Source organism: Sphingobium sp. JS3065, from assembly GCF_026427355.1.
In the GTDB taxonomy this organism is placed as follows: Bacteria; Pseudomonadota; Alphaproteobacteria; order Sphingomonadales; family Sphingomonadaceae; genus Sphingobium.
The window spans coordinates 916091-929400 of the sequence record NZ_CP102664.1 but is presented as its reverse complement, the minus strand read 5'-3'; the positions used below and the strand labels follow the sequence as shown (position 1 = coordinate 929400).

At 63.6% G+C, this 13310-nt stretch carries 8 protein-coding genes; all 8 read right to left on the bottom strand.

The window, feature by feature from the left end; translation table 11 throughout:
- Positions 1-2: 2 nt before the first annotated feature.
- The gene (locus tag NUH86_RS04585) at positions 3-1016 is read right to left on the bottom strand and encodes a universal stress protein (RefSeq protein ID WP_013846856.1); all 1014 of its coding nucleotides are present in this window, start codon (positions 1014-1016) and stop codon (positions 3-5) included.
- Positions 1017-1259: 243 nt separating this feature from the next.
- The gene (istB, locus tag NUH86_RS04580) at positions 1260-2075 is read right to left on the bottom strand and encodes an IS21-like element helper ATPase IstB (protein ID WP_269148367.1); all 816 of its coding nucleotides are present in this window, start codon (positions 2073-2075) and stop codon (positions 1260-1262) included.
- On the bottom strand, positions 2072-3592 hold the full coding sequence (gene istA, locus NUH86_RS04575) for an IS21 family transposase (protein WP_096367681.1): 1521 nt from the start codon (positions 3590-3592) through the stop codon (positions 2072-2074). The genes istB and istA overlap by 4 nt, the downstream gene beginning before the upstream one ends.
- Before the next feature lie 321 nt (positions 3593-3913).
- Positions 3914-6295: a phosphoenolpyruvate synthase gene (gene ppsA / locus NUH86_RS04570; protein ID WP_030090317.1), complete on the bottom strand. Its 2382-nt coding sequence runs from the start codon at positions 6293-6295 to the stop codon at positions 3914-3916.
- Between the two features lie 565 nt (positions 6296-6860).
- Positions 6861-7400 (bottom strand): lytic transglycosylase domain-containing protein, encoded by a 540-nt coding sequence (locus NUH86_RS04565; protein ID WP_013846858.1) that lies wholly within the window; start codon positions 7398-7400, stop codon positions 6861-6863.
- 14 nt (positions 7401-7414) lie between these two features.
- The gene (locus NUH86_RS04560) at positions 7415-8008 is read right to left on the bottom strand and encodes a restriction endonuclease (protein WP_231746298.1); all 594 of its coding nucleotides are present in this window, start codon (positions 8006-8008) and stop codon (positions 7415-7417) included.
- 6 nt (positions 8009-8014) lie between these two features.
- On the bottom strand, positions 8015-11008 hold the full coding sequence (gene mobF, locus NUH86_RS04555; protein WP_013846860.1) for a MobF family relaxase: 2994 nt from the start codon (positions 11006-11008) through the stop codon (positions 8015-8017).
- Positions 11005-13155: a type IV secretion system DNA-binding domain-containing protein gene (locus NUH86_RS04550; protein ID WP_013846861.1), complete on the bottom strand. Its 2151-nt coding sequence runs from the start codon at positions 13153-13155 to the stop codon at positions 11005-11007. The genes mobF and NUH86_RS04550 overlap by 4 nt, the downstream gene beginning before the upstream one ends.
- Positions 13156-13310: the final 155 nt, after the last annotated feature.

The following is a 13310-nucleotide window of genomic DNA, read 5'->3' as shown; positions in this document are numbered from 1 at the left end:
AATCAGACCTGAATGGCCGTTGGCAATCTCACGCTCTGGCTGGCGGCAGGCGAAGTCATTTGCGCCTTGCGACTCGCCGAAGGCAGGACGAGCATCGGGACACTGCAATGGGCCATCAGATAGGAGGCAACCGTTCCGTACGGGACGTCCCTGACATGCTGATGCCCGTGCCCGCGTGCGGACATCACCGCGAGATCAGCCGCTTCGCGATCGATCAACGCGCAAAGCGTGTCGCGAACGTCGCCGCCACGGATGACAATCGCGCGAGCGCGAAGGCCCATCGCCGAAAGATTGGACCTGGTCCGATCCAGATAGCTGCGCGCGGCCTGCTCGTTGCGTTCGATCAGGTTTTCGCGCAGCGTCTCGTCTTCGGTTTCCAGGGGTCGCGCCTGGATCATTTCGGGCGTGGGGACGACATGAACGAGCAGCAGCTCAGCGTCGGCTGCCTTCGCGAGGCGCACCGCAAGGGGCAGCACGCTTTCGGCCCAGCGCGAGCCATCGAGCGGCACCACGATCCGTCGATAGGCCGAACCCGGGACGGGCGCTTCCACCGGAACAAGCAGGACAGGGCCTGGTGCCTGGGACAGCACCTTGTGGACTGTGCCCCCGACGCCGTCGCGGCCGGCTTCCTTTCGTCCGCGCCTGCCCAGCACGACCATCCCTTCGTCACACTCCCGCACGTACCGGCAGATTTCCTCCGCCGCCGGTCCTTCTGCGAGCTCAATGGTCGTTTGAGATGAGGACGGTTCGATCGTCGCAGCACAACGATCGAGCACCCGCATGGCCTCGCGGCGACGAAGATTGCACTCGATGGGGTCAGGCCGTGCGTCGGGCGACGCGTCTCTGTCCAAGACCTGAAGCAGCGTTACCGGAACGTCGAGCGTTGAAGCCAGAGCAAGAGCGTGTGGATAGATCCACGCGTTGCGATCGGTGCAATCGATGCACGCGACGACGCCGGATGTCTTCGCGGACATTCGGGGCTGGGAGAAGGATGGAAAGGCAGATACGGCAGACATAGGAAAACCTCCTGTTGCCGTCCGTCTCCCCGCTACCGGCGGCGCTCATTCCGACTGTTGCTATCAACGTCATCTGGCCGTGTCAACGCCGGGATAAAAACGGGCCAGGCACCGGTTTAAAATGGGGCCAGTTGGTTTGAACAAAAAGCCCCAAGGTTGAGGCTGGGCAGCATCGGCAGCGGGGAAGCGGCTGGAGCGGAGCGGAAGCCGATTTCCCGCTGCCGATGGCCGCCCGTTCTTAGGTCATTTATCCTCCCCCTTGTCCTTCTGGCGCTTGCGGCTGCTGGCGAGACGGAAGCTGTCACCATTCATCTCGAGAATGTGGACGTGGTGTGTCAGCCGGTCGAGCAGGGCGCCGGTCAGGCGTTCGGAGCCGAACACCGATGTCCATTCATCGAAGGGCAGATTGCTGGTGATCAGCGTGCTGCCGCGTTCATAGCGCTGGCTGAGTACCTCGAACAGCAACTCGCCGCCCACGGCGGTGAATGGTACATATCCCAACTCGTCGAGGATCAGCAGCTTTACAGATGCCAGATGCTTTTGCAGGCTGCGCAAGCGACGCTCGTCGCGAGCCTCCATCAGGTCATGGACCAACGCCGCGGCCGTTGTGAAGGCCACGCTGTGCCCTTTCTGGCACGCAGCCAGTCCTAGCGCGAGGGCGGTGTGGGTCTTACCGGTGCCGCTGGGGCCCAGCGCAATGACATTACGCCGCCGCTCGATCCATTCACCGCGCGCCAGTTCCAGAACCAAGGCCTTGTTCAGTGATGGCTGGGCTGCAAAGTCGAAGGTGTCAAAGCTCTTGGTGTGCGGGAAGCGAGCCATGCGGATACGGCGCTCCACCATCCGGCGCTCGCGATCAATCCGTTCAAGTTCGCACAGGCGCAGCAGATAGCGGGGGTAATCGGCCCGATCCTGCGCGGCCTCGAAGGCGACCTTCTCATACTCGCGCACAAAGGTGGGCAGCTTGAGCGCTTTGAGATGGTTGGCCAGTAGTACAGCGGGCGGCACGCTGGTGGGTTCGGCCTCGATGGCTGGCAGCGGCATCATGGGATCACTCATGCTGCCACTCCCGTCGCTGGAGTGCCTGCCTGCGAGAGCAGGCCCATGTAGGTGCGCGGATCGGTACGCCCGACATTCGCGCGCGGCAAATGCGGGTAAAATTGCAGATCGAGGCGCGGCACACGCTGTTCGAGGCGGGCCAGCGCGATCATCTTGATCGCATCGAAGCTGATTGCCCCCATCTCCAGCGCGCGGGCCACTGCCCATTCCACCAGGGACTGCTCGAAGCGTTCGCATAGCCGCAGCACCTGGATGAACTCGCGCCGTCCCTCTTTGCCGCTGCGCGCCTCCATCAGTCGTCGGATGCGATGCATCGGTTCAGCCAGCACCCAGCCATCGAGCGGCGCTGCCTGATCAAGCGCGCGGGGTTTCTGTTCTAACAGCGCCAGATAGTGCAGCGGGTTGGCAATGAAGTCCTCCCGCTCATAGCTGCGCGGATGCACTGCGATCAGCTCCCCGCCACAGATGATCGCAACCCGATCGACATAGCCTTTGATTACGACCTCCTGGTGGGCATAGGCCGTCGGCACCGAATAATCATTGGTACGATAGCGCACCAGCGACATCGACGAGGCCCGCCCCGTCACCATATGGCAGGGATCGAACGGCACCGCCGGTAGCGGCATAAAGGCCGCCAGATCAGCCACCAGCCTGTCACCGATGCTGCGCTCATGCCCGCGCAAGATGGCCTGTCGTCGCTCCATGCATTGTTCGACAAAGCGCGCGTTCAGCGCATCAAAGCTGGGCGCCTCTGGCCTCGGCACCATGAAGTGGCGCCGGGAATAACCGACCAGCCCCTCGACCTTGCCCTTGTCGTTACCCTTGCCGGGGCGCCCGAATTTGTCTTCGAACAGGTAATGGCTCTGGAGGGTCGAGAACATCCGGCTGCGCTCGCGCTTCCCGTCGCCCAGGATCTGCGCCACTGCCAGCTTGGTGTTGTCATACAGGATCGACTGCGGGATGCCGCCGAAGAAGGCAAAGGCCGCCACGTGCCCTTCGCAAAATGCCTCAGCCACCTCGGCAGGATAGGCTTTAACGAACGGCGCATCGCTGTGCGGCAGGTCCATGCAGAAATAGTGGAACCGCACCAACTTGCCGTCGATGATCCCGTCCGCCTCACCAAAATCCACCTGCGCATGCCCCGGCTTGTGGCTCAATGGTATGAACACCTCGCGGCTGCGCAACTTGGCGCCCGCCACATAGTCGCGAACAATGGTGATGCCGCCGGTGAAGCCATGTTCATCGCGCAGACGCTCGAAAATACGCGCGGCAGTGTGTCGCTGTTTGATGTGAACCTTGCGGTCATCCACCAGGATTTGGTCAATGATGTCGGTAAATCCGGACAGCTTGCGGCTGTAGGTTTGCCCGCTCCGGCCGTGCGCTGCTGGCTCTGGAAAGCACAGCATCTTGTCGACGGTCTTGCGATTGATCCCAAAATACCGGGCGGCAGCGCGACGGCTCATCCCGTCAATCAGCACGGCGCGGCGGACCTTCTGATAAAGCTCCACTCTCTTCATCCTCCACCTCCGCCCAAAAACGGAGGTCTAGCAGGACTGGCCCCTTTTTAATCCGGTGAGACTGGCCGATCCGTGGCCCCTTTTATTCCCGGTGTTCTCAGGCCGGACCCTGTTCCCCGATTCCAGCCAGCACTCAAAGGCTATCGGCGGTTCCAGGATGGGGCCATTAGGGCTTTTACGAATGCCGCCGGACTCAGACGACGTTCTCGGGTAACCTTCCCGAGCTCGCGATTGCGCGACAATATGCGGGTGAACCCAGGCGGATCAGCACCGGTAGACGCAATTTCCTGTACCTCGCATCAGTGTCATTTCACCCGGCGCTCAGCCCGATTGTCCCTCCGCCTCCGCGACGGCCTTGATCGTTCGCACGAAGCTGTCGGGATTGAGCGACATGGAATCGATACCCTCCGAAATCAGGAACGCCGCAAAGTCCGGATGGTTGCTCGGCCCCTGGCCGCATATGCCGATCTTGATGCCCGCCGCGTGCGCCTTGCGAATGGCTTCCGAGATCATGCGGGTGACGGCTTCGTCTCTTTCATCGAAGAGATTGGCCAGAATCCCGGAATCGCGGTCGACACCCAACACAAGCTGGGTGAGGTCGTTGGAGCCGATGGAAAATCCGTCGAAGCGCGTAGCGAACTGCTCGGCGAGAATGACGTTCGAGGGTATCTCGCACATCATGTAGATTTGCAGCCCATTCTCCCCGCGGCGCAAACCGTTCTCGGCCATCGCTTCGAGCACGCGATCCGCCTCGGCCGGCGTGCGGCAGAAGGGGACCATGACGATGACGTTCGAGAAGCCCAGTTCCTCCCGGACCCGCTTGAGCGCGCGGCATTCGAGAGCGAAGCCTTCGCGATACCGTTCATCGTAATAGCGCGAGGCGCCGCGGAAGCCGAGCATCGGATTCTCCTCATCCGGCTCGAAGGCGTCGCCGCCCACAAGGTGCGCATATTCGTTCGTTTTGAAATCGCTCAGGCGCACGATGGCGGGGTGCGGGTAATAGGGACTTGCAAGCTTCGCGATGCCGCGCGCGAGGACATCGACAAAAAACTCCGATGGGTCGGAATACCCCTTGGTCAGATCGCGTATTTGCCGTTGAGCTTCAGCGCTCACGCGATCCGGGTGAACCAGTGCCATCGGATGCACCTTGATATGCGCGTTGATGATGAACTCCATGCGCGCAAGGCCGACCCCTCGGGCAGGAAGCCGCCACCACTGGAATGCCGCCGCCGGGTTCGCGATATTGACCATGATGTCCGTCCGGGTGGCCGGCAGGGAGCCGATATCCACGTCCGTCACGGAAAAATCGAGTATGCTGGCGTAGATTGTTCCGACGTCACCGTCAGCGCAGCTGATCGTGATCTCGCTGTTCTCGGCAATGATCTCGGTCGCGTTTCCGGTGCCGACGATTGCGGGAACACCGAGTTCGCGGCTGACGATGGCAGCGTGGCTGGTGGTGCCGCCATGATTGGTCACGATCCCCGCCGCGCGTTTCATGACCGGAACCCAATCGGGGTCAGTCGTCTCAGTGATGAGAATAGACCCGTCCCGGAACTGGGCGATGTCGGCGGCGGTCCGGATGACACAAGCCTTGCCAGCAGCGATGGCTGTTCCCACCGCCGCGCCCGTCAATAGCGGGTCGCCTTTCTCCTTGAGGCGGTAATGCCGGAATGTCGAAGTGCTGGCCTGGGCCTGAACCGTTTCGGGACGCGCCTGGACGATGTAGAGTTCACCAGTCTCGCCGTCCTTCGCCCATTCCATGTCCATGGGACGCTGGTAATGGTCCTCGATTGCCACGGCCCACCGCGCGAGCTGGACGATATCGCTGTTATCGAGAACGAAGCTCTGACGCTCCTGCTCGGTTGTCTCGACGATCCTCGTACGGTGGCTTCCGCCTTCCCCATAGACCATGCGGAACGCCTTACCGCCCAACTCCTTGTCGATGATCGGTTCGGTCCCCGGCTGCGCGAGAAGCGGTTTGAATACGACATATCTGTCCGGGTTTACGCTCCCCTGGACGACGGTCTCGCCCAGCCCCCAGGCGGCGCTGATGACGATAGCATTTGGAAAGCCAGTTTCGGTATCGATCGAGAACATGACGCCCGATCCGCACAGGTCCGAGCGGACCATCTGCTGAATGCCGATCGACAGCGCAACCTCGAGATGATCGAAGCCTTTCGCATCGCGGTAACTGATCGCGCGATCGGTGAACAGCGAGGCGAAGCATCGACGACAGGCCGCCAGAAGTGCGGCCCGGCCCCGGACATTGAGGAAGGTTTCCTGCTGGCCCGCGAAGCTCGCATCCGGCAGATCTTCGGCGGTCGCGCTGCTGCGCACGGCAACGGCGGGACGCTCTGTGCCGGTACGCCGGCCAAGTTCCGCATAAGCGGACACAATCTCCTCGGCGATATGGGAGGGCATTTCCGCTTCCAGAAACAGACTCCTTATAGCCTGCCCCGCTTCCTGAAGGGTGCATCCGCCGGAGTGGAAGGCGGAGAGATGTTCCGTAATGCGGGGTGCAAGCTCATTGTCGTGAATGAACGCCCTGTAAGCGTCCGCAGTGGTGGCAAAGCCAGAGGGCACCTTCACGCCCTTCTGAGCGAGGGCCGCGGTCATCTCGCCTAAAGACGCGTTCTTGCCGCCTACGGCCTGCACATCAGCGATACCGATGTCTTCGAACCACAAAATCATCGGCTTGGACATAGCTCATCTCCAGCTTGCGTAAGGTGCCAGAGGCCGCCTCAAGGTTTCACCCAGCCACCTCTTTTGTGGTCACCATCACCGCGCCGACTGGCAACGTCACTACGTAAGGCTCCTGAGTGTATCGATGGACTTCGGCTCGATCATCAGATTGACCGGATCAGCTCCGGCCGGATGGCCCAAGATCGAGAGCAGGTTATGGGCAACACAAATGCATGATCGACGAACTGCGGGCGCGGGCGTAATACTCACCCTATCGCGCCATTGCCTGCCTGTCGTCAGTTTCACCGATCAGCAGATCGCAGGCCGTCCACCAAGCCTGCCAAGCTGTGCAAGTCCGCCAGCCCCATCGAAGGAGTACACTGACGTAAGAGGACGGCGAACGACGCATCGCTGAATTGGGGCGGAAGCTGCAAAGCGCAGGTGGCCAGCGCACGATCTTAGGTACGATCCCAGTGTTCGCTGAAAAGGGATGACCTCGGAGGGCAGATGCAGCGAACGGGCTGCCTGCCCAGCCTTGGAGTCCAGCGTTGAAAGCTATTCAACCGCTTGTATTCATCGCCCAAAACTACCTCACCAGGTTCCCGCGGCTTGCCGCAAACACGTCCGGGCCAAACCGCCGACGCATGTGGCTTGCGACCTTCTTCGCATAGGCGACCTGCCTCGCCTCGGTTGGGCTATGATAGACGCCAACCGCTTTCCAATAGTCTCCGGTCGCTTCCAGCCCGGACAGGAATATCCAGCGTGCCGCCTCGACATTAAAACAGGGATCGTAGCGCAGCCAATGACGGATCTGCTCCTGGGGTCGTTCGAGCAGTCGGGACATTTTCGGCACCCAGCTACTGTTGATCTGAAGCGGCCCGAGATCGTGGGTGCCGTTGGTATTCGCGATCTCCGCGCCCAGCCAGCCAGCCTCCTGTGTCCGCAAGCCCCAAAGCGTCTTTTCAAGCCAGGCACGCCCCCGCGCGGCGACGCGGATGCAACGGGCGATTTCGGCGACCTCACCAGGTGCAGCTTGCTTCGCCAGCACAGGAGCCGGCGTCAGTATGACGGACAGGATCGCTATACTGGTGAGCGCCCTTCCCGCTACCGAGGCCTGGAAAATCATTGATCGACACGCCCTCATTGCACTATCCGATCACGAAAATCGGAGGGGCCACGTCGAAGAAGATCGCGAGACGGCAGACCATCCGGCTCGAACGGAGCGCCGGTCAGCAGCGCAAGCAATCGCTGCCCGGAGACGATTTCGATGCCATCGGCGCTCGAACAGATCGTGCGGCTCATCCCGCCGGTGCGACCGGTGTGGATGAACATGCCGCGCCGCCGCCGCGCAGCGCAAAGCATGGCGAACTCACGCACATGTTCAGGCTTGATCGCATCGCGATACCGCTTCGCCTGGATCAGCCAGCGCCGGCCATCGATGATGACCTCCCCGTCGACGCCGCCGTCCCCGGTATAGCGGCGATTACGGATGACGCGGTGCCCGCGCTGCTCGAAGGCTTCGAGCAGTAATTCCTCGAACGCCAGCGGATCCATCGCGCGCAGCCGGGCATAGTGCAAGACGGCGGGCTGATCGCGATCCGGTCCGCGCAGCTGCTCGCACATCGTTCGAGCCTGTCGGCGTCGCCAGCGATGACGGATCGGAACGCGATAATGGCGGTATAGCAGGGCAACGAGGGCGGCGCAGGCGATCGCCATCAGCAAAAGTTCCATCATCTTCTCCTATCGGTCATGCCCGCCGCCACGATCGCCATGATCGTGCTGCGGCTGAGGTTGGGATTGGGGTTCTGGTTGGTGGACAGGCTCGCGCGTACCCGCGCGATCGGGCTCCGCCGGCGCGTGCTGACGGTCCCGTTCGATCGTGCCGCGCAGGAAGCGGTCGACCAGCGAGGCAGCCTCCTGCGCGCGGCCGGCGAGGATCTCGGCAAGACTGTTCGGGCGGGGTTCGGAGCGGCCCTGCCGTTTCCGCTCGCGCTGCTCCCGCTCGGCATTACGGGCGGCGCGCTCGCGGGCATTCTCCTCGCGGGAGCGGTCGTGCCGGTCCTTGTGGCGAAGTCCCCGCATCTTGTGGCTGTCGGCCCTGATCCGGCCGAGCCCTTCGAGCGACGAGGTCTTCTCGCCCGATCGCGAGGCGAGCTTTTCCGCGAGACGTTGCTGGCTCTCGGTCCAGAGCTTCACGCCATAGGCGGCGCGAGTGATGGCGGTGTAATAGTTCTGACCGTTGACGAGGCCGGATTCCACAGGCGCCAGCGCATAGACGCGGTCATAGGTCTTGGACTGCGACGAATAGACGGTTTCCGAATACCCATGATCCCAGGTCCGGTGGACCGAGAGATCGACCTGCTGGACGCGCTCGCCGCGGTCCCATCTGATCGTCGCGATATTGCCCTCGAGCGCCAGAACGGTGCCGCGTTCGGCATTCTTGACCTCGAGTTCCTTGTTGACCAGCCGCCACTGGATGCGGTCGCCCTGGGCAAGGTCGCGCTTCTCAGGCAGGAACACATTGACATGCGCCGCCTTGCCGAGGCCCGGACGCCATTCGATCTGGCGGCCATGCTCGTCGACCAGGCGCACGACCTGGCGGCCATGATTGTTCCGGCCGACCCCGACGACGCGATAGTCGGCGTCGCGTGCGATCCCCAGCCTGGGATTGTCGCGCGTGAACTTGAGCACCTGGCCCGCGCTGTAGAAGCGCGCCATCTGCTTTTCCTGGTCGGTCAGGCCGGACGGGGTCAGCACTTCGAGCCGATGGTCTTCGGCCGCGACGGTGCCCTCGCGTTTCAGGACTTCGCGGATATGGCTGTTGACGATCAGACGGGTCGCGTTGTCGAGGACGAGGATATTGGTTTCGCCCCGTATCTCCGGTTTGAGCCGGGTCCAATCGGCGACCATCGCCTTGGCGAGGTTCTCCGCGGTGTCGCCGGTGGTCACGCGATCCAGCGCGGCGAGCGACGCGGCATAGTCGCCCTTGCGCGCCATGTCCGCGGCCTCCTGCGTCGCGTCGGTCAGGTGGCGCCGCGACTCCTTGAGCTGGCTAGTCGGCAGCCCGAGTTGCTGGAGCAGCCAATAGGCCTTGCCCTGCTCGATCGCGCCCGTCTGCTTATTGTCGCCGAGGAATATGAGACGCGCGCCGGTCGCGCGGCTGATCTCCAGCACGCGCAGCGCCTGGCGGTTGCCGAGCTGGCCCGCCTCGTCGAGCGCGAGAATATGCCTGTCGGTAATGCCATAACCGCCGCTCGCGAGCAGCGAGGCGAGCGTGCGGGATTCGATGCCCGCCTTGTGCCCGAGTTCCGCCGCCGCCGAAGAGGTCGGTGCGAGCGCCACGGTGGTATAGTCGTCGCGGGTCGCATCGACCAACGCGGCGACCAGGGTGGATTTGCCTGCGCCGCCGACACCATGCACGCCGACCGCCCGGTTTGTGCCGCTGCCGATGGCGATCAGCGCCGCGGTCTGTTCGGGCTTCAGCCTGGCGGCCGTCGCAGCCTCTTCCAGCCGTTCACGGGTGGCAACCGGCTTCGCATCGCCCATGGCCAGCGACAGATGCTCGGACAGGGCGAGTTCGAGTTTGGCGGTCCGGCGCGATGTCCGGCCGCGCGGAAGCGGCTGGTCGCCGGTCTGGCGCACCGTGACCAGCAGCTTGCCCTTGTTCTCCTGCGCATCGTAGAGCGGCCGCACGTCGCCCAGGCGGACCTCACCGACATGCGATGCGAGCGCGGTGCGATAGAGACGGCCTATATTGTTGACCGCCTCGCGCGTTTCATTCTGGCGGATGCCGAACAGAGCGGCGCGGCGGGCAACGCGCGGATCGGTCTCGATGGTTCGTTCACCCCGCTCCTGCGCCGCGGCCTGGAGCCTGTCGAGATCTTCACGATAGGGTTCAGCACGCACGCGCCATTGCTCGCGCAGGTCATCGAGGCCGATCGTCTCCTTGGCCTTTCGGGTCGCGAAGAAGGAGATCCGGCGCTGGGCCTGTCCCTCAAGCCCGTGCTCCGCGGCATGCTCGTTGATCTGCTCGGCGCGCTGCGAATAGTCACGGATAAGCTGGCCGGGCATGCCTTCGACCTCGAACAGCCCCTTACGCGGATCGAACACGATCTCATGCCCCAGCGCGCGCACGTCGCGGGCAATCTCGTTGCGATAGATCTGACCCATGACGAGCTGCTCGGCATACATCGAGCGCGTCTCGAGACTCGACATGCGGTCGCCATTGAGATGGTTGGTCATGTTGAGAATGACGACATGGGTATGGAGCTGCGGGTCGTGCTCGCGGCTGGCATATTCGGTGAAACGCGCGAACAGCAGCCGGCCCGTCGTCTCGTGGACGATCTCGCCGTCCACCCGGCGGCGCAGCTCGGCATGTTCCTCGGCATAGGCAAGCGCAACCCCGACCGCCCGCTCGTGCGCGGCAAGGATGCGCTCGTCGCCCGTGACCAGCGCCAGGATCGAGATCGACTTGGGCGCGCTGATCGTGAAATCCCAGCCGGGATGATGCTGGATGCCTTCCTTGCGCCGGCGACCGAGCTGCTGGTCGCCGACCTTGCCGGCGAGCAGTTCCTCGAACTGCTTGGGGTCGACAGGCCCGGACAGGCCGAGGCTGGCGGCGAGCTTGCCGCCCCATTCGGAGGGTTCGTTGCCGCCCTTGGTATAATAGTCGCCGATTGTATAGTAGCGGCCGATATTGGCGGGTGTCCCCTTGAGGCGGCGAGGATGGATCATGCCGGCTTCGCCTTCTCACGCGGGCCTTCGGAACGGCCATGGCTGTCGAGCCGCACACGGATCGTGCCGCGCGTCGCCCCCAACAAGGGGATGGGGGTGGCAACCCTGTTCTCCTCGTCGGGATGATCGTCGATCGGCGCTCCCTCGTCCGTCATGCCGGAATCGCTGTGGTCGGTGGGTCCGAACACCTCATCCTGCGGCACGGCGTCCTGGGGATCCGGCAGGCTGGGCGGCTCCTGGGTCGGCTCCCGCGCCGGCGGGGGATTGGCCTCGCCGGTAAAAAGATCGCCTTGCCCCGTTCCGGGAGACGGCGGCGTGTCCGGATGTCCCGGACCCTGCCCTCGCCTCGCGGCCTCCTCCCGCGCCTGGCGCGCGCGGCGCTCTGCCCACGCCTGGGAGATGATGGCCTTGCCGAGCGGCAGCCTTTTGGGGGGCTCGGTGCGTTCAACGAACGCGGCCGCGATCGAAGGCAGCGGATTGAAGCGATCGGTGAAACGGACGACGGGGAGATTGCGCCCGAAACGGAGGAAACCCGAAAGGTTCGGCAGATGGGTGACCTCGGTGTCCAGAACCAGCGGGCGGGTCACCTGCATGCGACTGAGGTTCACCCCGTCGCGCATGTCATTGACGCCGTAGCTCATCCCCTCGTTGGCTTCGACCTGCTCGACCCGGCCAAGGTTTTTGGAGATAAGTTCCGAGGTGTCGCTATCGTTCGCCCGGAGCGCGACCCAGGTCGAGCAGTAGCCGGTGATGGCCGCCGCATCCTCCTTGCCGTAGGTCGCGGTCAGCTGGGGATAGGACTGGAACCCCAATATGCCGCAGCCGCCATATTTGCGCGCACGGGCGAGGAAGTCGGATAGGCTGGGGAGCTTCTGGAGCGTCGGCAATTCGTCAATGACGCAATAGAGCCGCCGGTCGCGGTCGGGCGTGAGGCTCATGATCGCGCTGATCGCGATGTCGAGCCAGACCGTGATCAGGGGGCGCAGCGAAGGAAGCTGGTCGGCCTTGACGGTGACGAACAGCCAGCTGTCGTCCTTCTCGTCCTCGACCCAACGCCGGATCGAGAAGCCGTCCTCGGTATCGTCGAGATAGGCGAAGCTGCGCATGACCGAGGCAAGCTCGGCCTGGACGCCGGCCGAGGTGCGCTCTCCCTCGGCGGAGATGAAAGCGGCGGCATCGGTGCCCTTCACATAGGCGGCAAGATCGGCGAGCGGGGAACGCAGCACCCGATCAAGCAGGACCGAGATGAGCGTGTGCTTCTGCCGCGCGAGCTTGCGCAGGACGGCGACCAGCGTGCCGCGCGCGGCCTTGCTCCAGAACGGATCGCCATGTTTGTCGGGGATCGTAGATTCCGCGATCTGGTCGTAATGATACTCCCGCGGAACATCGACCCAGGGACTCCAGATGTCGGTGCGCTTGTCGAGCGGGTTGAGCAGGATGTCCCTGCCGGGGCGATAGAATTTCTCAACGAAGCTCCCGGCCGTGTCATAGACGATCGCCCGCTTACCCTGCTTGCGGATGCCTTCGAGCATGGTGGTGATGAGGTTGGTCTTGCCCGTTCCTGGAGCGCCGACCAGCAGGATATGTTCGGGCTCGAAGGCTTCCGGCACGGCGACGCCGCCGATTGTGAGCGCCCCCTTCTTCTGCCCCCGGAGCGCGCGCCGCACTTCCGAGGCCGTCCCGAAGCGGGCGCCGCGCAGATATTCGTTGGAGCCGAGCCCCTTCCCAGTTCTGGTAAAATAGAACCAGGCACTGACCAGTCCGAAGAGGGCGACCACACCGGCAATGGCCGCCCCGTGGATGAGGTCCTTTTCGAGTTTGTGGAGCGCCTGCTTCGCGACACCGGAGTCGGCGAGGGTGTCGGCCGAGGTCCAGTATTGGCGCCCGTCGGGGGTGCGGAACAGCACCGGGTCATTGGTCCCCGGCGCCGCATCCGCCTTGATGGTCGCCTCCACCAGCTTGGCGAGGACGAAGCGCTGATAGTCGGTCGACTTTTCGAACGCATACCAGCAGGTCCCCATCAACCAGAGGATCAGCCCGGCCAGCACGGTCTGGAAAAAGACCTGGGTGGTCATGCGGACATTGTGGACGATCGCCTGCCCGCCCCGCGTCCAGCTCCCCAACGTGTCGTTGCGGAAGATGCTCATGGCCGGCCCCTCCCCCGAACGGCTGGCGGTGCGCTACGGCATGCCCCCGGATTTGGGATGGCCCTGACCGGCAGGGAATAATCGCAGGCAATCGCGCGGCCGGACGGGAAGCCCGCCGAGGGGGAACGCGAGGCCGGGCATGTGTCCGCGAGGTG